Source organism: Sphingomonas sp. P2_B6 (assembly GCF_056404755.1).
In genome coordinates this window covers 74,915-96,096 of the sequence record NZ_JBFUDK010000008.1, presented here as the reverse complement: position 1 = coordinate 96,096, position 21,182 = coordinate 74,915, and the positions used below count along the sequence as shown (strand labels likewise).

The following is a 21,182-nucleotide window of genomic DNA, read 5'->3' as shown; positions in this document are numbered from 1 at the left end:
TGGATTTTCGGGGCCCTTTCCCCCGGTAGTTCAGTGCGTTGCGGACCGTTTTCCCTGTTACGCGTAACAGCGGAAAAAATGCGCGCCTTTCCGCTGTTCCGGCCATAACTTTCCGCTGATCGAACAGCGAAAACCGTCCAACATTCCTCTGTCACGATGCGAAAGAGCAGGAGGGCGTTGAACGCCACCCTCCGGCCCCCTGATGCCGCGATCGCCGCGTCTCTTGAATCGGCGACATTCTTCCCGCCTGTGACGGAACGAGCGCCGTATCGATCCGTTACCGCAACGACGGGCTAATGACGTCGCCTTGCCTGCCGCGCAGGAAAGTATCAAATGCGACTATTCGCGTCGGACGGCGCACTCTCTTACCCAGGACGCATCCATGGCGATCAAGAACGAAGACGAAGCGGATCTGACCGGCGTCGCGCCCCGCACCAAGCCCAAGCCCTCGGTCGAGAAGATCGGCGACCGCAAGCTGAAGCCGTCGACGCTGATGATGGGCCATGGCTATGACCCGATGCTGTCGGAAGGATCGCTGAAGCCGCCGATCTTCCTCACCTCGACCTTCGTCTTCCCCAATGCCGCGGCGGGCAAGCGCCATTTCGAGGGCGTGACCGGCAAGCGTCCCGGCGGCGCCGAGGGTCTGGTCTATTCGCGCTTCAACGGGCCGAACCAGGAGATCCTCGAAGACCGGCTGGGCATCTGGGAAGATGCCGAGGACGCGCTTGCCTTCTCCTCGGGCATGTCGGCGATTGCCACCCTGTTCCTGTCGATGGTCCGCCCGGGCGACACGATCGTCCATTCGGGCCCGCTCTATGCCGCAACCGAGACCTTGATCGCGCGCATCCTCGGCCGCTTCGGCGTCCATTGGCTCGACTTCCCGGCGGGCGCGACCCGCGAGGAGATCGACGCCGTGCTGGGCAAGGCCGCGGCCGGCCGCGTCGCACTGATCTATCTCGAAAGCCCGGCCAACCCGACGAACGCGCTGGTCGACATCCAGGCGGTCGCCGCGAGCCGCGATGCGATCTTCAAGAACGCCGCGGAAAAGCCGCCGATCGCAATCGACAACACGTTCCTCGGCCCGCTCTGGCTCAAGCCGCTGGAGCATGGCGCCGACATCGTCGTCTATTCGCTGACCAAATATGCCGGCGGGCACAGCGACCTGGTCGCGGGCGGCGTGCTCGGCTCGAAGGAGCATATCAACACCATAAGGCTGATGCGCAACACGATCGGCACGATCTGCGACCCGCATACGGCGTGGATGCTGATGCGCAGCCTGGAGACGCTGGAGCTGCGCATGAGCCGCGCGGGCGAGAATGCGGTGAAGGTCTGCGAATTCCTGCGCAGCCACCCCAAGGTCGAGCGCGTCGGCTATCTCGGCTTCCTCGACAGCACGCCGGGCATGGAGCGCCAGGCCGATATCTATCGCCGCCATTGCACCGGCGCCGGATCGACCTTCTCGCTGATCGTGAAGGGCGGCGAGAAGGAAGCCTTCGCGTTCCTCGACGCACTGAAGATCGCCAAGCTGGCGGTGAGCCTGGGTGGGACGGAGACGCTGGCGAGCCATCCGGCGGCGATGACGCATCTGTCGGTGCCCGACGCGCGCAAACAGGCGCTGGGGATTACCGACAATCTGGTGCGGATTTCGATCGGGGTCGAGGATGCGGACGATTTGATTGCGGATTTCCGGCAGGCGCTGGACGCGATCTAAGAGTCGGCCGCCCCTATTTTCGTCATGCCGGACTTGTTCCGGCATCCATGGCTCCGCAAGCGCCGCAGTGGTTGCGTTTGCGGGACGATGGACCCCGGAACAAGTCCGGGGTGACGGCAGTGGTGGGGCAGACGTCCCGACTCAGTGCAGCTTCAGCCGCGGCCGGATGATCGTGTTGACCCGGCCGATCACGATCAGGCCGATGCCGCGCAGCCAGCCATGGATCGCGATCAGGTGCATGCGGTAGAGCGAGACATAGACGAAGCGCGCGAGCCGTCCCTCGATCGCCATGCGCCCGCCGACGAGATTGCCCATCAGGCTGCCCACGGTCGAGAAGCGACTGATCGACACCAGCGATCCATGATCGTGATATTCGAACGGCTTCAATGGCCGGTCGTTCATCAGCCGCACGAGATTGTGGAACACGGCGGTCGCCATCTGGTGCGCGGCCTGGGCGCGCGGCGGGACCGGGCGGCCGGTCGCGGGATCGAGGCAGGAGCAGCAATCGCCCAGCGCGAAGATGCGGTCGTCGAGCGTGGCCTGCAGCGTCGGCTTCACCAGCAGCTGGTTGTTCCGGTTGGTCTCCAGCCCGCCGATATGATCGAGCGTCGCCGCGCCCTTGACCCCGGCGGCCCAGACGCGCAGCTCGCTGACGATGCGCTCACCACTCGCGGTGACGATCGCCTCGTCGGTCGCCTCGGTCACGCGCGTGTCGGTCAGCACACGCACGCCGAGCGTCTCCAGCTCGGCCTGCGCCGCCGCCGCGAGCTTCTCGGGAAGCGCGGGCAGGATGCGCGGCCCCGCCTCGATCAAGGTCACCTCGAGCCGTTTCTCGTCGAACGTCTCCAGCCCGTAGAAACGCAACGCGGCGGCGGAATTGAACAATTCGGCGGTGAGCTCGACGCCGGTCGCGCCGCCGCCGACCACCGCGATGCGGACATGCTCGTCCGAGGCCGGATCGAGGCTCATCGCGCGGGACACGCGCAGGCAATGGTTGAGCAGCCGGTTGCGGAAGCGATCGGCCTGGGCGCGATCATCGAGCACCATGCAATTCTCGCGCACCCCCGGGGTACCAAAATCATTGGTGACCGACCCCACCGCCAGCACCAGATAATCATAGCGGATCGCGTGGCGGCCGATCAGCTCGCTGCCGTCCTCGTCGAGCAGGGGCGCGACCCATAGCTCGCGCCTGTCCCGGTCGATGCTTTCGAGCGTGCCGAGGAAGAAGCGATAGCCCCAGCGATAGCAATGGCTGCGATAGCCGACCTCGTCGAGATTGGCGTCGAGCGATCCGGCCGCGACCTCGTGCAGTAGCGGTTTCCAGATATGGGTGCGGTTGCGCTCGACCAGGATGATGTCGTGGCGCTTGCGGCCATATTTCGCGCCGAGCCGCCGGGCGAGCTCGAGCCCGCCGGCCCCGCCCCCGACGATCACGATCTGAATCTTGCGCTCGGTCATTCCTGTCCCCCGGATGCCCGGCCGAAGCCGCACGATAGCAGCCGGCCCGCAGCTGGCGAGGAAGATTTGGCTCTGAAGGCCTGCCCTTGAACTTCGCCGGAAAGGCGGCCAGCGTTCGGCGACGACGCGGGGGAGCAGCATGACATCAGCCGATCAGCCGGGCATCGACCCTCGTCCGTTGCTCGGCGACTTCACCAGCGACCTCTGGTTCCCGCATTATGCCCCGGGTGTCTGGGGCCCCTGGTCAGTGCGGATCATCGCGATGCCTTCCACGCGGGGTTATTGGGGCCAAGTCTATCGCATGATGGGCACCGTGATCCTGACCGGGCCCGTCGAGCAGGATGAGGCAAGCTGGATGTCGATCGTGCCGATGGAGGTCGAGAGCCAGGAGATCGGCATCGCCGCCGCGCGCGGCCACACCGTGGTGCTGGGGCTGGGCATGGGCTGGTGCGCGGCCAATGTCGCGCTCAATCCGGCAGTCGACCTAGTGACGGTGGTGGAGCGCGACCCGCAGGTGATCGCGCTGATCGAGGCGCTGGGGATCTTCGCCCAATTGCCGGAGGAAGCCCGGGCGAAGATTCGCATCGAGCAGGCCGATGCGCTCGAATGGCGCCCCGATGCGCCGGTCGACAGCATCCAGGCGGACATCTGGGCGAAGGTCGTCGAGCCGCAGAAATGGGACGATGTCCGCCGCATGCAGGAGAATATCGGCGCGGCGAGCCTCTATTTCTGGGGACAGGAGATGGAATTGTGGCGGTTGGCCTGCCGGGAGGCGGGCGGGGTACCGGAGGGGCTGGATCGGGAGGGGATCGTCCGGCTGATCGAGGGCACGGGCCTGCCGCTGGTTTGCCCCGACTGGCCCGATTATGGCGACCGCATCGTGGCGGCAGCGCCGTGGTGGACGCCGCGCACCGAGGGCTGGTGGAACGAGGCTTAGGGAGAGCGATAAACCCGCCGTTCGTCCCGAGTAGCCATCGAGCTTGTCGAGATGGCATATCGAGGGACAAGCGTGCCGCGCCTCACCGATACCTCGATACGGGCCCTCGATACGGCTTTGCCTACTCGGTCCCTACTCGGCACGAACGGCGTGGGGATGAGGCGGGTAGAAAGTCTCAGCCGTCGCTGACGCGCTCGATATCGGCACCCACCGCGCTCAGTTTCTCTTCGAGCCGCTCGTATCCGCGATCGAGGTGATAGACGCGCTGGACCTGAGTCTCGCCCTCGGCGGCGAGGCCGGCGAGGATCAGGCTCATCGAGGCGCGCAGATCGGTCGCCATTACCGGCGCGCCGACCAGTTTCTCCACGCCGCGCACCACCGCGGTGCGGCCGCGCACCTGGATGTCGGCGCCCATGCGCGCCAGTTCCGGCACGTGCATGTAGCGATTCTCGAAGATCGTCTCGGTCAACACGCTGGCGCCGTCCGCCAGGGCGAGCATCGCCATGAACTGCGCTTGCATGTCGGTGGCGAAACCCGGGAACGGCGCGGTCGAGAGGGTGAGCGGGCCGAGCCGGCCGGTCGCCTCGACGAACAGACTGTTGCCGCGTTCCTCGACCGTGACGCCCGCTTCCACCAGAGCCGCGACGGTCGCGCGCATATCGTCCATCGCGACGCCGACCAGCTCCAGCGCGCCGCCGGTGATCGCGGCGGCACAGGCATAGCTGCCCGCCTCGATCCGGTCGGGCATCACTGCATAGGTCGCGCCGTGCAGCCGGTCGCGGCCTTCGATCTCGAGCGTCTCGGTGCCGATGCCCGAGATCGACGCGCCCATCGCGACGAGCATGTTGCAGAGATCGACGATCTCCGGCTCGCGCGCGGCATTCTCGATGATCGAGCCGCCCTTCGCGGTCGCCGCGGCCATCACCGCATTCTCGGTCGCGCCGACCGACACGATCGGGAAGGTCACGCGGCCACCCGACAGCCGGCCGCCCGGCGCAGTCGCCTTCACATAACCCGCGGCCAGTTCGATCTCGGCGCCCAGCGCTTCCATCGCTTTCAAATGAAGGTCGATCGGGCGGTTGCCAATGGCGCAGCCGCCCGGCAGCGACACGGTCGCCTCGCCGGCGCGGCCGATCAACGGGCCGAGCACCAGGATCGAGGCGCGCATCTTGCGCACGATGTCATAGGGCGCCTCGGTCGCGGTCAGCTTGCCGGCGCGGATCGTCATCACCCGGCCGAAATCCTCGGGCCGCGCGCCCTCGATCTGGGTCGAGCAGCCGAGCTGGTTGAGCAGATGCCCGAAGCTGTCGACATCGGCCAGGCGCGGCAGGTTCCTCAGCGTCACCGGCTCCTCGGTGAGGAGCGCGCAGGGCATGAGGGTGAGCGCTGCGTTCTTGGCGCCGGAGATGGGGAGGCGGCCCGAAAGCCGGTTGCCGCCGCGGATGAGGATACGGTCCATTGGCGGCTTCTATCGCCTGCGCGTGCCCGCGCAAGTAGCGCCTTCGCCTAAGCGGAAGATGTTGCGTCCCGGTGACAGCGCTTGATCGACTTTAATGCACTGATTCTCCTGCAATGCTCTGGCTTGTCGGGGTTTGGGGGAATGTTCGCGTGCCGGGTAGTTGTTTCGCTGAACGATTGAGCGGCATGGTCGCGCTGACTCCTGGCGAACACCGCGCACTGGAGCAGCTGGAGGACCGCGAGCGCAGCCTGCGTCGCGGCGCGACCTTGCAGCGCGAGAATGATCGCTGCAGCGAGCTGTTCATCCTGCGCAAGGGCACGATGATGAGCTCCGTGCTGCTCGACGACGGCAGCCGCCAGATCCTGCGATTCCTGTTCCCCGGCGACATGATGGGGGTCTCGTCGCTGGTGTACAGCGAAGCGCCGGAGACGATCACCGCGCTGACCGATGCCGTGGTCTGCCCGTTCGAGCGCACCGCGATGAGCAAGCTGATCAGCGACCATCCCCGGCTCGCCGCGCTGATCATGGTCTATAACCAGATCGAGCGCGCGGCGCTGACCGACCGGCTGGCAGCGCTTGGCCGCACCTCGGCCAAGGCGCGGGTGGCGGGGATCCTGCTCGAGATGCGCAACCGCATGCGCATGCTCGACAAGGCGACCAACACCAGTTTCATCCTGGGCCTGACCCAGGAGGAGATCGGCGACGCGACCGGACTGACCGCGGTGCACGTCAATCGCATGCTGCGGCAGCTGGAAGAGGAACGCATCATCGCCCGCGAGGGCGGCCGGGTGACCCTGACCGAAGAGCGGGCGTTGCAGCGGGCGGCGAATTTCGTGGATCGTTATGCCGGGCTGGATCTGGGTTGGTTGCCGGCGGCGCGGTGAGCGCTTCTATCTAATTCCTCCCCCGCAGGGGGAGGGGGACCACGAAGTGGTGGAGGGGCTTGGAGCGCGGAACAATTGCCCCGCGCTCCAAGCCCCTCCACCACCCGCCTGAAAAAGGCGGGCGGTCCCCCTCCCCGTGCCGGGGAGGAACTGAGGAACTAAAGATTTACGCCTTTTCCAGGGTGCATTGCAGGGGGTGCTGGTTCTGCCGGGCGAATTCGATGACCTGGGCGACCTTGGTTTCCGCCACTTCGTAGCTGAACACGCCGCACACCCCGACGCCCTTCTGGTGGACGTGGAGCATCACTCGCGTCGCAGCCTCCATGTCCATGCGGAAGAAGCGCTGGAGCACCAGCACGACGAATTCCATCGGCGTGTAATCGTCATTGAGCAGCAGTACCCGGTAGGGAGTCGGCTGCTTGGTCCGCGTGCGGGTGCGGGTGGCGATGCCGAGGCCAGTGCCGTCGTCATCGCCCCCTTCGCCGTCGCGGCGCTCGGCCATGGCCGTGATGCTAAGCTGGTTGATCATGAGAAGCGAAAATATGGCATGCCGCGGCCCAAGGGCAAGAGGGTGCGCGCGATCAACCTCGTTTGTGGCGTCTTTCGACGCGCTGGCGCTGCCCTTGCCGACGCACGGCACCAATAAACGAAAAAGGGCGGCCCCGAAGGACCGCCCTGTTCCTATTCGACGATCGTGCGCGACATTACGCGGCGATCTTCGCCTTCTCGGCGGCGAGCGCGACACGGTTCGAGATCGGCTGAGCGACCTCGCCGGCGAGCTTCAGCATCGCTTCGGTGTTCTTCGAGGTCTGCGCGACGATCGAGTCGAACGACGAGCGGACATAGTCGCTCTGCAGCTTGAAGAAGTCGGTCGGCGACTTGATCGTCGACAGGCTCTTCAGCGCGGCGGTCGCACCTTCGAACTGCTTGCGGCTGTATTCCGCAGCGTCCTGGCCGAAGGTCTCGAGGCCCTTGGCGGCAATCTTGCCGGACTCGACGATTGCTTCGATGTTGCCCTTCGAGAACTCATTGGCTTCCTCGAACAGCTTGGTGCCCTTCTCGACGGCGGCCTTGGCGCGCTCGTTTGCTTCAGCGAACAGGGTCTGCGCCTTTTCGGCGGCATTCTTCAGATTGGCTTCCATGGTCTTCACTTCCTTCTGGATCAGGGCGACCGGCGTTTCGACGACGGGCGTGATGGGTTCGATAGTCTTCACTGCGGTGTCGGCTGCTTTTTCGATCGCCCGTTCCACCGCCGGTTCAACGGCGGCGACGGGCGCGGGCAGCTCGATCTTGGCGGCGACCGGCGGAACCGGCTGGGCCGCGACAAGTACCGGCGCGGCGACTGCCTTCGCGGCAGCCGGAGCGACGGGCTTGGTGGCGGGCTTCGCGACAGTCTTCGTCGCCGCTGCCGCCTTTGGGGCTGTTGCCCTCGGCTTCGGCGCTGCCGCCTTGGCCGGACTTCCGGGCTTGGGACCCTTGCTGGCCATAAAGGCCTCCCTCACGTTACTTGTTGCACTGCAATATAGCGCATGCTGCGCGTTCCGCAAGACTTTTTGTTGCACCGCAACATATGCGTCATGCTGCAGGTGTAGCGTAATGATTCGAGAGACTTAGCGTGCCCTTACATAGCTGCCGGGCGCGTCCTCGATCGCCTTCAGCACGCCCTTGCCGGGCTGGCGCGCGCCGCTGGCGGGCACCGTCGAGTCGCTCTGATCGTGCAGCCAGCCGAGCCAGTCGGGCCACCAACTGCCCTTGGTCTCGGACGCGCCCGCAACGAACTCGGCGAGCGTTTCGGCGGGCTTCGGATTGAGCCAATATTGATATTTGCCGAGCGCCGGCGGGTTCACCACCCCGGCGATATGCCCCGACCCGGCCAGCACGAACTTCACCGGGCCGGTGAAGATATGGGTGATGTTCCACACGCTTTCGGCCGGGGCGATATGATCGTCACGGCCGGCCTGCACATAGGCGGGCGTCTTCACCCGGGTCAGATCGATCGGCGTGCCGCCGGCGGACAGCATGCCCGGCTTCACCAGCAGATTGTCGCGGTAGAGATCGGTCAGATAGCTCATATGCCACTTGGCCGGCAGGTTGGTGGTGTCGCCGTTCCAGTGGAGCAGATCGAACGGCGTATAATCCTGGCCGAGCAGGTAATTGTTGGTGACGTAATTCCAGATCAGGTCGCGCCCGCGCAGCAGGTTGAAGGTCAGCGCGAGATAGCGGCCGTCGAGGAAACCCTCGGGCGAGAGCGTGGCGATGGTCTTGAGCTGTTCGTCGTCGACGAAGTTGAGCAGTTCGCCAGCGCGAGAGAAATCGACCTGGGCGGTGAAGAAGGTCGCGCTTTTCACCTTGTCCGCCTGTTCCCGCGCGGCGAGCACCGCAAGCGTTGCGGCGAGCGTCGTGCCGGCGACGCAATAGCCGATGGCATGGACCGCATCGACCCCGAGCCCCTCGCGCACCGAATCGATCGCGTCGATCTGCGCCGCGACATAATCGTCCAATACCACGTCGCTCATGCTGGCATCGGCGGATTTCCAGGAGACCATGAAGACGGTGATGCCCTGGTCGACCGCCCAGCGGATGAAGCTCTTCTCCGGCGTGAGATCGAGGATGTAGAAGCGGTTGATCCAGGGCGGAAAGATGACCAGCGGGACGGCCAGCACGGTCTCGGTCGTCGGGGAATATTGGATCAGTTCGTAGAGCGGGGTGCGCCTGACCACCTTGCCCGGCGTGGTCGCGAGGTTGCGGCCAAGCTCGAACGCGTTGGGATCGGTGTGGGTGAGCTGGCCCTTGGCGAGATCGGCCAGCATGTTCTGCAGGCCCTTGAGCAGATTCTCCCCGCCCGTCTCGATCGTCTTTTCCAGCACCACCGGGTTGGTGACGGGGAAATTGCTCGGGCTCATCGCCTCGAGAAAACCCCTGGCGGCGAAGCGGAGCTGCTCCTTCTGGCGATCGTCCACCCCCGCCAGCGCATCGACATTGGCGAGCATGTGATCGGAGATCAGGAAATAGCTCTGGCGGATCCAGTCGAACAGCGGATTGTCGCGCCATTGCGGGGCGGCGAAGCGTTTGTCGCGGGCATGCCTGCCGTCATCGGCGGGCGGCGCCTGGGGATCGAGGAAGCGCTGCCAGAGCGTGAGGCTGTCCGTCCAGAAGGCTTCCGCGCGCGCGATCGTCGCGGGATCGTTGAGGCCGGGAATGACCGGCACACCGAGATCGCGCTGCTCGGCCGCGGCGGTCGAGAGGCCGCTTTCCAGCATCATCTGCTGCGCGCGGCCCATCACCCAGGTCCAGTGCTGGAGTTCCGCGAGGCTGGGCAGTTGGGGGGCGTCGGATTCGGCCATGGGTTCCTCGGGTGGCGAATTTCGACCACCCTAACGCACGAGGCGATGTCCGTCATTCCCGAGCGGGCGCAAATAAACTAAGGGTCGTCGCTCCTCCAACCGGAAGTGAGCCATGTCCGACGATTTCTACCGCATCAAGCGCCTGCCCCCCTATGTCATCGCCGAAGTGAATGCGATGCGGGCGGAAGCGCGCGCGGCAGGCGAGGACATCATCGACCTGGGCATGGGCAATCCGGACCTGCCACCGCCGCCGCACGTCATCGACAAATTGTGCGAAGTGGCGCGCAAGCCCGATGCGCATGGCTATTCGGCGTCGAAGGGCATCCCCGGGCTGCGCAAGGCCCAGGCCGGCTATTACCAGCGGCGTTTCGGCGTCGAGCTCAATCCCGATACCGAAGTGGTGGTCACGCTCGGCTCCAAGGAGGGCCTGGCCAATCTCGCCCAGGCGATCACCGCGCCGGGCGACGTCGTGCTCGCGCCGAACCCGAGCTATCCGATCCACACCTTCGGCTTCATCATCGCAGGTGCCACGATCCGCAGCGTGCCGACCACGCCCGACGAGCAGTATTTCGAGGCGCTGGAGCGGGCCATGGCCTTTACCGTGCCGCGTCCGAGCGTGTTGGTGATGGGCTATCCGTCCAACCCGACCGCCGAAGTGGTCGACCTGGCGTTCTACGAGCGGGTCGTGGCGTTCGCGAAGGAGCACAAGCTCTGGGTACTGTCCGACCTCGCTTATTCCGAGCTCTATTATGACGGCAAGCCGACACCCTCGATCCTGCAGGTGCCGGGCGCGAAGGACGTCGCGGTCGAGTTCACCTCGCTGTCCAAGACCTATTCCATGGCCGGCTGGCGGATCGGCTTCGCGGTGGGCAATCCGCAGCTCATCTCGGCGCTGACGCGGGTGAAATCCTATCTCGATTACGGCGCCTTCACCCCGATCCAGGCCGCCGCGGTGGCCGCGATCAACGGGCCGCAGGATATCGTCGAGCAGAATCGCCAGCTCTATCAGCGCCGCCGCGACGTGCTGATCGAGAGCTTCGGCCGCGCCGGCTGGGACATTCCGGCGCCCCGCGCCTCGATGTTCGCCTGGGCGCCGCTGCCGCCGGCACTGGCGCATCTCGGCAGCCTGGAATTCTCCAAGCAGCTGCTCACCCATGCCAAGGTCGCGGTCGCGCCGGGCGTCGGGTACGGCGAGAATGGCGAAGGCTATGTGCGCATCGCGATGGTGGAGAATGAGCAGCGGCTGCGCCAGGCGGCGCGCAACGTGAAGCGCTATCTCCAGAGCATGGGCGTGAACACGCCGGCGCGCACCGGCTGACCGCCGGCGAGCAGGGCGGGGGAGCGGGGCCGGGGGCGATCGGATTGACGGCGGGGCCGGCGCGGGCCATCGCCGCCGCATGACTCGCCCCGGCTTCGCCTTCTCCACCCGCCTCAAGGTCCGCTATGCCGAGATCGACGGGCAGAAAGTGGTCTTCAACTCGCGCTATCTGGAATATGCCGATGTCGCGGCAACCGAATTCTGGGACTGGACCGGGATCAGCGACACGCTGGGGGCCGCCTGGACCGAGACCGAATTCCATGTCCGCCGCACCGAGATCGATTATCTGAAGCCGTTCGTGTTCGGCGATTCACTCGACGCCTTCGTACGGATCGAGCGGATCGGCACGTCGAGCATGACTCAGCGGTTCGAGCTGTGCCATGCGGTGACGGGCGATCTGCACACGGTGATCGACATGGTCGTCGTCAATGTGCACCTGCCGACCGGCAAACCGGTCGCGATCGGCGCCCCAATCCGGGCGTTCCTGGAAGGGTTGCGGCAGGAGTAGGAACATGTTCCGTTCGGGCTGAGCTTGTCGAAGCCCTGCCCTTTCTCTGAAACGAAGAAGTGCAGCCCTTCGACAAGCTCGGGGCGAACGGGTGGTTTAAGTCCCCGCCCCCTATTCCGCCGCGCGCATCTCGGGTTCGTGCACGACATCCTCGGCGAGTGCCCAGAGCAGGTCCTGCTTGGTCAGCACCCGCCCGTCCCAGGCGCGCACCTCGATCGGGCCGATCGGGCGCATGTCGCGCGCGTCGACCAGCACCGGGGTGGCGGGCATGCCGGTCTCCCAGCGTTCGCCCCATTGCCGGAGCGCGATCATCGTCGGCAGCAGCGCCGCGCCCTTCTCGGTCAGGCGATATTCGATCTTGCGCCGATCCTCCGGCATCGCCTCGCGCGTCAGGATGCCGTGCTCGACCAGCCGGGCGAGCCGATTGGCGAGGATATTGCGCGCGATGCCGAGCTCCGACTGGAACTCCTCGAAATGATGGAGGCCGTTGAAGGCGGCCCGCAGGATCATGAAGCTCCAGCGTTCGCCCATGGCCTCGAGCGCGGCAGGCAGGCTGCAAACGCTCAGTACTTCACGGATTTTACCGCCCATCTCGTTCCTCTCGACCCATGGAGCCTAACCCAAATCGCTCGTCATGGAAATGACATATAAGTTTTCAGTTGCAACTTACTACCTAATGCAGTAGGTAGTGATTCGCAACTGGATTCAAGGAGGACTAACAATGACCCGCATTCTTTCAATCGCTGCCGCGCTCGCCGGTTCCGTCATGGCGCTGTCGCCGACCGTCGGCATCGCGCAGGGCCCGGGCGGCTATTACACCGCGACCCCGGTCGCGCAGCCGGCCAAGACCAGCTTCATTACCAACAATGTGATGTGGAAATGGCGCGACACCAATTTCACCGCGAACAAGACCAGCGCGCGCGACAACATCGTCTGCCAGATGATCGTGCAGCGCGCCGGCGCGCTGAGCGAGTTCACCGCCGGCGGCCAGGCGTTCRACGCCGAGGCGCTCGCCAAGTGCAACGCCCGCGCGAAGTGATATCCCCTCGGCCGCGGCAATCGTACTGCCGCGGCCAGCTTTTTGTTGCAAAGCAACAGTTCGCGGCCCCATCTTAAGGCGTGCTGCGCCAATATGAACTTGTAGACCGGGTCCTCGACTATGACCCGCAAGCCGACGAGGCGCTGCTGAATCGCGCCTATGTCTTCTCGGTCAACGCGCACGGCACGCAGAAGCGCGCCTCGGGCGACCCCTATTTCAGCCATCCGATCGAGGTGGCCGGCATCCTGACCGAGCTGCATCTCGACGACGAGACGATCGCGACCGCGATCCTGCACGACACGGTCGAAGATACCGTCGCGACGATCGAGGAGATCGAACGGCTGTTCGGCCCCGCGGTCGCGCGGCTGGTCGACGGTGTCACCAAGCTGTCGAAGATCGAGGCGCAGACCGAGAATGAGCGCGCCGCGGAGAATCTGCGCAAATTCCTGCTCGCCATGTCGGACGATATCCGCGTGCTGCTGGTCAAGCTGGCCGACCGGCTGCACAATATGCGGACGCTCCACTACATCCCCAACCCCGACAAGCGCCGCCGCATCGCGCGCGAGACGATGGACATCTATGCCCCGCTCGCCGAGCGGATCGGCATGTACGAGTTCATGAAGGAGATGCAGACGCTCGCCTTCAAGGAGCTCGAGCCGGAAGCCTATGAATCGATCACCAAAAGGCTGACCCGGCTCAAGGAAGGCGGCGGTGACCGGATCGCCAAGATCGGATCGGGGCTGAAACTGCTGCTGTCCCGCCACGGCATCGACGCCGACGTCTCGGGCCGCGAGAAACACCCCTATTCGATCTGGAAGAAGATGGCCGAGCGGCACATCAGCTTCGAGCAGCTTTCCGACATCATGGCGTTCCGCGCAATCGTGCCGACCGAGGAGGCCTGTTACCAGGCGCTGGGCGTGATCCATCGCCGCTGGCCGATGGTGCCGGGGCGGTTCAAGGACTATATCTCGACCCCCAAGCGCAATGGCTATCGCTCGCTCCACACCAGCGTGATCCATGCCGACAATACCCGGGTCGAAGTGCAGATCCGCACCGAGGAGATGCATGAGGAGGCCGAGCTCGGCCTCGCCGCGCACTGGGCGTACAAACAGGACAAGGTACGCCCCGAGACTCAGGTGAGCTGGATCCGCGACCTGGTCGAGATTCTCGACAATGCCGAGAGCCCGGAAGAGCTGCTCGAGCATACGCGCATGGCGATGTACCAGGACCGGATCTTCGCCTTCACCCCCAAGGGCGAGCTGCACCAGCTGCCCAAGGGCGCGACGCCGATCGACTTCGCCTATGCCGTGCATACCGATCTGGGCGACCAGGCGGTCGGCGCGAAGATCAACGGGCGCGTGGTGCCGCTCAAGACCAGCATCGAGAATGGCGACCAGGTGCAGATCCTGCGCTCCAAGGCGCAGGAGCCCCAGGCCAACTGGCTGAGCTTCGCCATCACCGGCAAGGCCCGCGCCGCGATCCGCCGCCATTTGCGGTACAAGGAGCGCGAGGAGACTCAGGCGCTCGGCCGCAAAATCTATGACGAGATCCTGTCGCACCTGCCCGCGCCGCTGGCGGCAGGGGCGATCGGCGCGGCGCTGAAGCGGTTGAAGCTGCCCGACGAAGCCGCGCTGCTGGAGGCGATCGCACGCCGCCGCATCACCGACCCCGAAGTGATGGAGGCGCTGATGCCCGGCTCCGGCGGCACCGCGACAGCACGGGCGACGCCGATCCAGACCAGCGCGATCTCGATCAAGGGACTGACCCCGGGCGTCGCGTTCGACCTGGCCGAATGCTGCCACCCGGTGCCGGGCGACCGGATCGTCGGGCTGCGCCGCCCGAACGAGGGCATCGAGATTCATGTGATCAACTGCCCGCGGCTCGCCGACAGCGACGATGCCGACTGGGTCGATATCGCCTGGGGCGACAAGACCGAGGGCGCGACCGCGCGCATCTCGGTCGAGGTGAAGAACGAGCCCGGCGCGCTGGGCGTGATCGCGACGATCATCGGCGCGCAAAAGGCCAATATCGTCAACATGCGGCTCGACAATCGCGACACCGGATTCCACACCAACACGATCGATGTGGAGGTGCACGACCTGCATCACCTGACCCGGCTGATCGCAGCGCTGCGCGCGGCCGACGCGGTGAACATGGTGGAGCGGGTCTGACGATCGGCGACGCGCGCTTGGACGATCAAGTCCAGATATTTATGTTATATTTTAATGTCTTGAATTACGCCAGGACGTAACGACCAGCAGTCGCGAAAGCGGTGGGGATCGGAGCAGCGTGCCGTCAGGCCCCTCATCGCCACCAGTCTGTCGGTGCGACCGGAACAGCGACATCGAGCTGGCCGAGACGAACCAGCGGTATGCGGCGCTCCTCGCCTGGCAGCGCCAGCGTGACGGCGAAGCGGAGGACGGCCGGATCGTCCTGCGGCGGGGTGGCGGCATGCCAGTCAAGCAGCGCGTCGGTCACTTTCCGGCGGAATGCGTCGACCGGGACTGAGCCTTCCGACACGTCCGGGGACAATGCGAGGACGGCGTCCGCCAGGCATATCGGAACGCCGACGTCCGCCTGACTGTCGCCGATGCCCAGCGAGACCCGCCAGGACGCTTCGATGTCGATATGGATATCGCGAAGCGCAGGCCCCGTCGGCACCGGCTCGGGCAGCAAGGACGCGAACAGATCGCCCATCGCCTCCGACAGAGTCGCCGCCCCAGCCCCGATCCGGAAAGGGTGCGATGGCAGATCGGCCAGTGGAACCAGGGGTACCAGCCCCTTCGCCAGCTGTGTGGTGTGGATGAACGCCGGATCGACCAGGGTGCCGCCGGGCGAATCGGGTGGCACGAGATTGGCGTTGCGCCGCGCCTGAGCCGCGACATCGACCTTTCGCGCCTGGACCATGGCCGGCATGGCCCAGGTGAAGGTCAGCGGTGCGTCCGCCGGATGGTCGGCTGAGGCCCGATAGCTGTCGCAGGCCTGGCCGGGCCCGGCCGGCGCGATGAATCCGGTGATCGCGGGCCATGGCGGCGGCATCCCATCGTCGCCTGGAAGGCGCGTGACGCGAAGGTCCGGCAGCGTCCGGAAATCGACGGCGTAACTCCAGATGGCCCGGCCAGCGGTGGATGCCGCACCGGCATCCGCGCCGTCGAGCGGCAAGGCCTGCGCGACCCAGTCCGGCCATGTCGAAACGACATCGCCGATTAGCGCGTCCAATCGTTCCAGCGCGGCGCGCGCCACGGTCGCGCTGCCGCCCGCCAATGCCGCCGCGAACTGCGGTGCGATCTGCGGCCACTCGACGATTGTCCGGGCCAGCGCGTCGAACAGGGTCGTGGCCGCGGCCGTCCGGGGCATTATCGCCCCGATAGCCGGCCCCGTCGCCGGATCGGCCGGAGACGGATCATTCATGATGAGCGACAGCAGCATCTCGTCCTGGGCGGCCTGCGAGGTTTCGATCGTGACCACGCAGTCCCATAAAAGTGCCGCCGCGATCGACACCGGCGCCGGCGCGGTGACGGCGCCCATGGCGCGGATCGAGGGCGGTCGCGGCCCGAACGGCAATGGGGCGCCGTCTCCATCCGGGGCATAGGCAGTGCCGAGACGGTCGAGCAGGGCCTGGCGGAAGAGCGCGCGTGCCTCTTGCATCGCGGGCACCTGACCGGGGACGACAAGGACGGGGAGCAGAGTCGATGCGAGGATGTCGGCGAGCTGCTGCTTGTGCCCGGCGAGCGAGGCCGCGCGATCGGGATCGAGCGCGACGATCGCCGCGCGCATGTCCGGCGCGAACAACCCGTCGACGGCGTCGAGGAAGATGGCGGCCCAGGCCGTCATGTCGATGTCGGTGAAGACATGCACAGGATCGGGCGACCGGATATCGCTGTTGTCGCCGACCCAATCGTCCCCATAGCTGCGCACCGCCACGCTTCCCGACAACAAGCGCGTCGAAACCAGTGCCGGCGCAAAGCCCCAGGGTCGTGTAGCGCCGGGCGCGCCTTCATCCGATCGAGACATCATGATCCCCAGTTCGACGGCCAAGATTTATCGCATGTTTCCCGACCGCAGCCGCATGCTCATGGGCCTGAGCACAGTGTGATCATCCCACGGCCCGTGCAAGGGATATGGCGCCCCGGAGGCTGATCCTCAGGCCTCGTTCCAGGACAGCGGTTCGTCGAGCGTGGCGACGACCGTTCTTGAAAGGCGGCGATCCGGCTCCGCTTGATCCAGCGCAATCTTCCGATGACGGGGGGATGAGTTGCCGTTAAACAGCGCGCCCATGCATCGTCCCGCCCTTTCCGTCGTCGTCCCCTGCTATAACGAGGCAGCCTGTCTCGATGCCCTGCATGCCCGCGTCGCCGCGGCGGCGCGCGCGGCGGTGGGCGAGGATTTCGAAATCCTGTTCGTCAATGACGGCTCGCGCGACGAAAGCTGGCAGGTAATGCAGCGGATCGCCGCCGCCGATCCGCGCCTCGTCGCGATCAACCTGTCGCGCAACCATGGCCATCAGCTCGCGCTGACCGCCGGCCTCGATCTCTGCGCCGGCGAGCAGATCCTGATCATCGACGCCGACCTGCAAGATCCGCCCGAGCTGCTCACCGACATGCGCAAGGCGATGACGGAGCAACAGGCCGACGTGGTCTATGCCGTGCGCCGCAAGCGCGAGGGCGAGAGCATCTTCAAGAAAGCGACCGCCGCGATCTTCTACCGCATGCTCGACCGCATCACCGACACGCCGATCCCGCTCGACACCGGCGATTTCCGGCTGATGAGCCGGCGGGCGCTCGACGCCTTCCTGTCGCTGCCCGAACAGGCGCGGTTCATCCGCGGCATGGTCGCGTGGATCGGCTTCCGCCAGATCCCGTTCGTCTATGACCGGGCCGAGCGCCATGCCGGCGAAACCAAATATCCGCTCGGCAAGATGGTCCGCTTCGCGCTCGACGCGGTGACCGGCTTCTCGACGGCCCCGTTGCGCTTCGCGAGCCATGTCGGGCTGGCGCTGACCGGCGCCTCGCTGCTGCTGTTCGTCTATATCGCGATCGGTTTCTTCACCGGCAGCGCCGTGCAGGGCTGGACCTCGACCATGCTGGTGGTGGTGCTGCTCGGCGCGGTGCAGATGTTCGTGCTTGGCATGATCGGCGAATATCTCGGCCGGCTCTATGTCGAATCGAAGCGGCGGCCATTGTATCTGGTCGCCGACATCGCCGGCCCGGTGCAGGGGCGGGCGACGCTCGGGTACCGGGCGGAGGTGGCTGCGCCAGCCGGGCGACCCGATGTCGCCGAGGGCCCGCCGAAGGGCGAGTAAGGCCGGATCGACACGGTCAGACCAAAACACTTCTTCGTCATGCCGGACTTGTTCCGGCATCCATCGTTCCGCAAGCGCCGCAGTCGTTGCGTGTGCGGAGCGACGGACCCCGGAACAAGTCCGGGGTGACGATCAGGGGATGGTCGCCGGAGCGCCTATTTCGCCGGCGACGCCAGGGTGATGATCGAGACGCCCGGCGATAGCGGCACGCGGCCGACGAGGTGGCGTTCGAAGCGGAAGATCTTTTCGAACAGGGTGTTGACGATCTTCGGCGGCGGCGAATCGTCGCTGTCGTCCTTGCCGGTCAGCCGGCCGGCCAGCCGGGCCGCCGCGGCGAGCGGGAAGAGCAGCGAGTTGAAATAGCCGAGCTTGCGGGGCTCGAGCCCCGCCGCGCGGATGACCTTGACCAGCCCCGCCTTGGAATAACGGCGATGATGATGGTTGACCACGTCATGCGCGCTCCACATCCATTGATGCGCCGGCACGGTGATCAGGATCTTGCCGCCCGGCTTCAGGCACTCGGCCATGGCCTTCAGCGCGGCGACATCGTCCTCGATGTGCTCGACCACGTCGAGCACCGCGATCAGGTCATAGGCGCCGCGCTCGACCCCGGTCAGCGCCGGGAGCGGCGCCGCGCCGACCTCGCGGCCGAGCCGGGCGCTCGCGATCTCGCGCGCGGCGGGATCGATCTCGATCGCGTCGATGCGGCCGAAGGCGGCGAGCATCGGCAAATTGTGGCCGGTGCCGCAACCGATCTCCAGGATGCGGGCATTGGCAGGCAGATGGCCCTCGCGCGCCAGATACTCGGCCAGGATGTCGCGGCGCGCCCGGTACCACCAATGCGTGGAATCGTGCGCCGCCATGCGGTCATAGACGATTCTGTCCATATCAGCCGAACACCCACCAGCGATTGAGCGCAAAGGTCGCGAGCGGAATCACGAAGACCACGGGGATCAGCGGCACCCAGACCGGTTGATGCAGCAGGCCAGTGATCAGCCAGGTGAGCAGCGCGTTCAGCACCAGGCCGAAACCCTGCACCGCGACGAACTTCGCATGCTGGCGCCCGCTCGAATCGCGCGTGCCGTGCCCCTTGAAGCTCCAGGCGCTATGCAGGAAGAAACCCGCCGTCACCGCGACGGCGAAAGCGAAGGGGACCGCATAGACCGCCTGTCGCGCGGGGAATACCCAATGCGTCAGCGGCAGATAGACCGCCGAATAGATGACGGTCGAAATGCCCCCGGCAATGCCGAAGCGAATGAGCTGGCCGAGCATGCCGCTCGTCCGCCAGGTCTCGATCTGTCTGATAATCGCCGTCACGCGTACCTTGCCCTTTACGCGCGCCGCACTAGAGCGCGAACGTGACCGAGGGAAGCCCTTTGCAAAACACGACCGATCGTCCTCTTGTCCGCGAGCTGGACAGATATTGGCTGCGGCTGACCCTGATCGCCTGGCTGGCGGTCGGCATCTGGTTCATGATTGACCGGTGGAACGCGATCCACTGGCTGTCGCTGGGCGACACCGACGACAATATGCGGCTCGCCCAGGTGCGCGCGCTGCTGAACGGCCAGGGCTGGTACGATCTGCGCCAGTACAAGCTCAATCCGCCGGGCGGGTTCGACATTCACTGGAGCCGGATCGTCGACCTGCCGATCGCCGCGCTGATCCTGCTGCTCAAGCCGTTCTTCGGCGTGGCGGAGGCGGAAAAGCTGGCCTGCGGCATCGCGCCGATCCTGCCACTGTCGATCGCGATGATCGGCATCGCCGCCACCGTGCGCCGGCTGGTCGGTGGGATTTCCTGGCCGCTCGCGCTGGTATTCCTGGTGGCGGGCTGCACCTCGACCATCCTGATGTTCATGCCCGACCGGATCGATCACCATGGCTGGCAGCTCGCCATGCTGAGCCTGACCGTCGCCGGCCTTGCCGACCGTAAGGGCGCGCGCGGCGGGGCGATGGTGGGTGTCGCCAGCGCGGTCTCGCTGACCATCGGGCTCGAGCTGCTGCCCTATGCGGCGATGGCCGGGGCGATCATCGCGCTGCGTTGGATCCAGGACCGCGGCGACGTGCAGCGCATGACGGTCTATGCGCTGACGCTCGGCGGCGGCTCCGCGCTCGGCTATGCCTTGTTCGCCTCCCATGCGAACGAAGTGCTGCGCTGCGACGCGCTCACGCCGGTCTGGCTGAGCGTGATGGTCGCGGCGGGGGCGCTGCTGTTCGTGCTCGGCCGGATCAACCCCGAACAGCGCATGGCCCGGCTGGCACTCGCCGTGGTGGCGGGCCTGATCATCGCCATCGGCTTCGCCCTGGTCTTCCCGCAATGCCTGGGGCGGCCCGAACAGGTCTCGCCCGAGCTTGCCCGCAACTGGCTGGACAATGTCCGCGAGGCCCGGCCGATCTACAAGCACGCCTTCCGCACCGCCTTCCCGATCGTGACCTTGCCGGTGATCGGCATCATCGGTGCCTGCATCGCCACCTGGCGCGCGCGCGGCACGCCCCGGTTCAACGGCTGGATGCCGGTGCTGCTGTTCTGCAGCTTCGCCGCGCTGATGCTGTTGTGGCAGGCGCGCGCCGGGCCGGCCGCGCAGCTGCTGGCGGTGCCGGGCGCGACCGCGCTTGCCTGGATCATCCTGCCCTGGTGCCTGGGCCATCGCTCCGTCCTGGTGCGTGTACTTGGCACCGTCACCGGGCTGCTGGCGGTGTCCGGCCTGTTTTCCGGCCTCGTCATCAAATATTTCAGGATCGATCCGCCAAGCGCGCGCGTGCAGATCGTCAACAATGCCAGCGGCCGCTGCCCGACCATCCCGGCGCTCGCCCCGCTCGACAAGCTGCCGGCGCAGACGATCTTCACCTTTGTCGATCTCGGTCCGCGGCTGATCACCATCACGCACCACAGCGCGATCGCCGGCCCTTATCACCGCAATGGCGACGCGATCCTCGACGTGCAGCACGCCTTCAAGGGCACGCCGGAGAATTTCCGCGCGATCGCGAAGCGGCACGGCGCCAGCTTGCTGCTGATCTGCCCCAACATGGCGGAATCGACGATCTATCGCTCGCGCGCGCCCGGCGGCTTTTACGACCAGCTCGCCCACGACAAGGTGCCCGCCTGGCTCGAGCAGCTGCCGCTGCCGAAGAAATCGCCGCTGCGCCTGTTCCGGATCCATTATGAGGATGGGGCTGAACGCCCCGACTAGCCCCATTTCGGTTCGTGTCGAGCGACGTCGAGAC

19 protein-coding genes are annotated in these 21,182 nt (G+C 66.0%); 9 read left to right on the top strand and 10 right to left on the bottom strand.

Going from position 1 to position 21,182, the window contains the following annotated elements:
• Positions 1–382: 382 nt before the first annotated feature.
• Complete coding sequence (locus AC1DX5_RS13220; RefSeq protein ID WP_478015902.1) at positions 383–1,711, top strand: cystathionine gamma-synthase family protein; 1,329 nt, start codon at positions 383–385, stop codon at positions 1,709–1,711.
• Between the two features lie 141 nt (positions 1,712–1,852).
• Here the strand turns inward: AC1DX5_RS13220 and AC1DX5_RS13215 are convergent, their stop codons facing one another.
• Complete coding sequence (locus AC1DX5_RS13215; protein WP_478015900.1) at positions 1,853–3,169, bottom strand: NAD(P)/FAD-dependent oxidoreductase; 1,317 nt, start codon at positions 3,167–3,169, stop codon at positions 1,853–1,855.
• Between the two features lie 139 nt (positions 3,170–3,308).
• Between AC1DX5_RS13215 and AC1DX5_RS13210 the strand changes: the two genes are divergently transcribed.
• Positions 3,309–4,106, top strand: a complete 798-nt coding sequence (locus AC1DX5_RS13210; protein ID WP_478015899.1) for a hypothetical protein — start codon at positions 3,309–3,311, stop codon at positions 4,104–4,106.
• 175 nt (positions 4,107–4,281) lie between these two features.
• Here the strand turns inward: AC1DX5_RS13210 and murA are convergent, their stop codons facing one another.
• Complete coding sequence (murA, locus tag AC1DX5_RS13205) at positions 4,282–5,565, bottom strand: UDP-N-acetylglucosamine 1-carboxyvinyltransferase (RefSeq protein WP_478015897.1); 1,284 nt, start codon at positions 5,563–5,565, stop codon at positions 4,282–4,284.
• A 185-nt stretch (positions 5,566–5,750) separates the two neighbouring features.
• Here murA and AC1DX5_RS13200 point away from each other — a divergent pair, with 185 nt between their 5' ends.
• Complete coding sequence (locus AC1DX5_RS13200) at positions 5,751–6,449, top strand: Crp/Fnr family transcriptional regulator (protein ID WP_478015895.1); 699 nt, start codon at positions 5,751–5,753, stop codon at positions 6,447–6,449.
• Between the two features lie 166 nt (positions 6,450–6,615).
• On the opposite strand, the gene clpS is transcribed toward AC1DX5_RS13200, so the two are convergent.
• The 3 genes from clpS to AC1DX5_RS13185 form a co-directional block, all read right to left on the bottom strand.
• Positions 6,616–6,951 (bottom strand): ATP-dependent Clp protease adapter ClpS, encoded by a 336-nt coding sequence (gene clpS / locus AC1DX5_RS13195; RefSeq protein WP_465174030.1) that lies wholly within the window; start codon positions 6,949–6,951, stop codon positions 6,616–6,618.
• A 202-nt stretch (positions 6,952–7,153) separates the two neighbouring features.
• Complete coding sequence (locus tag AC1DX5_RS13190) at positions 7,154–7,936, bottom strand: phasin family protein (protein ID WP_478015893.1); 783 nt, start codon at positions 7,934–7,936, stop codon at positions 7,154–7,156.
• A 123-nt stretch (positions 7,937–8,059) separates the two neighbouring features.
• Positions 8,060–9,793, bottom strand: coding sequence for a PHA/PHB synthase family protein (locus tag AC1DX5_RS13185; RefSeq protein ID WP_478015891.1), 1,734 nt, complete (start codon positions 9,791–9,793; stop codon positions 8,060–8,062).
• A gap of 112 nt (positions 9,794–9,905) precedes the next feature.
• Here AC1DX5_RS13185 and AC1DX5_RS13180 point away from each other — a divergent pair, with 112 nt between their 5' ends.
• Together AC1DX5_RS13180 and AC1DX5_RS13175 are read left to right on the top strand one after the other, a co-directional pair.
• Positions 9,906–11,111 (top strand): LL-diaminopimelate aminotransferase, encoded by a 1,206-nt coding sequence (locus AC1DX5_RS13180; protein ID WP_465171509.1) that lies wholly within the window; start codon positions 9,906–9,908, stop codon positions 11,109–11,111.
• 79 nt (positions 11,112–11,190) lie between these two features.
• Positions 11,191–11,619, top strand: coding sequence for an acyl-CoA thioesterase (locus AC1DX5_RS13175; RefSeq protein WP_465171508.1), 429 nt, complete (start codon positions 11,191–11,193; stop codon positions 11,617–11,619).
• A gap of 111 nt (positions 11,620–11,730) precedes the next feature.
• Here the strand turns inward: AC1DX5_RS13175 and AC1DX5_RS13170 are convergent, their stop codons facing one another.
• Positions 11,731–12,210, bottom strand: coding sequence for a winged helix-turn-helix transcriptional regulator (locus AC1DX5_RS13170; RefSeq protein ID WP_465171507.1), 480 nt, complete (start codon positions 12,208–12,210; stop codon positions 11,731–11,733).
• Positions 12,211–12,340: 130 nt separating this feature from the next.
• Here AC1DX5_RS13170 and AC1DX5_RS13165 point away from each other — a divergent pair, with 130 nt between their 5' ends.
• Positions 12,341–12,658, top strand: coding sequence for a CC_3452 family protein (locus AC1DX5_RS13165; protein ID WP_478015889.1), 318 nt, complete (start codon positions 12,341–12,343; stop codon positions 12,656–12,658).
• Positions 12,659–12,738: 80 nt separating this feature from the next.
• Complete coding sequence (locus AC1DX5_RS13160; protein WP_465171505.1) at positions 12,739–14,829, top strand: RelA/SpoT family protein; 2,091 nt, start codon at positions 12,739–12,741, stop codon at positions 14,827–14,829.
• Positions 14,830–14,962: 133 nt separating this feature from the next.
• Here AC1DX5_RS13160 and AC1DX5_RS13155 read toward each other — a convergent pair whose 3' ends face one another.
• Both AC1DX5_RS13155 and AC1DX5_RS13150 read right to left on the bottom strand, forming a co-directional pair.
• Positions 14,963–16,675: a hypothetical protein gene (locus tag AC1DX5_RS13155; RefSeq protein WP_478015887.1), complete on the bottom strand. Its 1,713-nt coding sequence runs from the start codon at positions 16,673–16,675 to the stop codon at positions 14,963–14,965.
• Between the two features lie 126 nt (positions 16,676–16,801).
• Complete coding sequence (locus AC1DX5_RS13150) at positions 16,802–16,936, bottom strand: hypothetical protein (protein ID WP_465175460.1); 135 nt, start codon at positions 16,934–16,936, stop codon at positions 16,802–16,804.
• Here AC1DX5_RS13150 and AC1DX5_RS13145 point away from each other — a divergent pair.
• Complete coding sequence (locus AC1DX5_RS13145; protein ID WP_465175459.1) at positions 16,935–17,960, top strand: glycosyltransferase family 2 protein; 1,026 nt, start codon at positions 16,935–16,937, stop codon at positions 17,958–17,960. The two genes, AC1DX5_RS13150 and AC1DX5_RS13145, sit on opposite strands and share 2 nt — an antisense overlap.
• A gap of 155 nt (positions 17,961–18,115) precedes the next feature.
• Here AC1DX5_RS13145 and AC1DX5_RS13140 read toward each other — a convergent pair whose 3' ends face one another.
• Both AC1DX5_RS13140 and AC1DX5_RS13135 read right to left on the bottom strand, forming a co-directional pair.
• Entirely contained in the window at positions 18,116–18,847 is a 732-nt protein-coding gene (locus AC1DX5_RS13140; protein WP_478015885.1) for a class I SAM-dependent methyltransferase, read from the bottom strand.
• Between the two features lies 1 nt (position 18,848).
• A complete protein-coding gene (locus tag AC1DX5_RS13135) occupies positions 18,849–19,232 on the bottom strand; it encodes a GtrA family protein (protein ID WP_465174029.1) in 384 nt (127 codons plus the stop codon).
• Positions 19,233–19,336: 104 nt separating this feature from the next.
• Between AC1DX5_RS13135 and AC1DX5_RS13130 the strand changes: the two genes are divergently transcribed.
• Positions 19,337–21,148, top strand: coding sequence for an AcrB/AcrD/AcrF family protein (locus tag AC1DX5_RS13130; RefSeq protein WP_478015883.1), 1,812 nt, complete (start codon positions 19,337–19,339; stop codon positions 21,146–21,148).
• Positions 21,149–21,182 lie beyond the last annotated feature (34 nt).

Coding starts and splice junctions, on each gene's coding strand:
- AC1DX5_RS13220 (WP_478015902.1), top strand. CDS start 383: ATGGCGATCAAGAACGAAGACGAAGCGGATCTGACCGGCGTCGCGCCC.
- murA (WP_478015897.1), bottom strand. CDS start 5,565: ATGGACCGTATCCTCATCCGCGGCGGCAACCGGCTTTCGGGCCGCCTC.
- AC1DX5_RS13200 (WP_478015895.1), top strand. CDS start 5,751: ATGGTCGCGCTGACTCCTGGCGAACACCGCGCACTGGAGCAGCTGGAG.
- clpS (WP_465174030.1), bottom strand. CDS start 6,951: ATGGCCGAGCGCCGCGACGGCGAAGGGGGCGATGACGACGGCACTGGC.
- AC1DX5_RS13185 (WP_478015891.1), bottom strand. CDS start 9,793: ATGGCCGAATCCGACGCCCCCCAACTGCCCAGCCTCGCGGAACTCCAG.
- AC1DX5_RS13150 (WP_465175460.1), bottom strand. CDS start 16,936: ATGGGCGCGCTGTTTAACGGCAACTCATCCCCCCGTCATCGGAAGATT.
- AC1DX5_RS13170 (WP_465171507.1), bottom strand. CDS start 12,210: ATGGGCGGTAAAATCCGTGAAGTACTGAGCGTTTGCAGCCTGCCTGCC.
- AC1DX5_RS13140 (WP_478015885.1), bottom strand. CDS start 18,847: ATGGACAGAATCGTCTATGACCGCATGGCGGCGCACGATTCCACGCAT.
- AC1DX5_RS13190 (WP_478015893.1), bottom strand. CDS start 7,936: ATGGCCAGCAAGGGTCCCAAGCCCGGAAGTCCGGCCAAGGCGGCAGCG.
- AC1DX5_RS13215 (WP_478015900.1), bottom strand. CDS start 3,169: ATGACCGAGCGCAAGATTCAGATCGTGATCGTCGGGGGCGGGGCCGGC.
- AC1DX5_RS13145 (WP_465175459.1), top strand. CDS start 16,935: ATGCATCGTCCCGCCCTTTCCGTCGTCGTCCCCTGCTATAACGAGGCA.
- AC1DX5_RS13135 (WP_465174029.1), bottom strand. CDS start 19,232: ATGCTCGGCCAGCTCATTCGCTTCGGCATTGCCGGGGGCATTTCGACC.
- AC1DX5_RS13180 (WP_465171509.1), top strand. CDS start 9,906: ATGTCCGACGATTTCTACCGCATCAAGCGCCTGCCCCCCTATGTCATC.
- AC1DX5_RS13155 (WP_478015887.1), bottom strand. CDS start 16,675: ATGATGTCTCGATCGGATGAAGGCGCGCCCGGCGCTACACGACCCTGG.
- AC1DX5_RS13210 (WP_478015899.1), top strand. CDS start 3,309: ATGACATCAGCCGATCAGCCGGGCATCGACCCTCGTCCGTTGCTCGGC.
- AC1DX5_RS13175 (WP_465171508.1), top strand. CDS start 11,191: ATGACTCGCCCCGGCTTCGCCTTCTCCACCCGCCTCAAGGTCCGCTAT.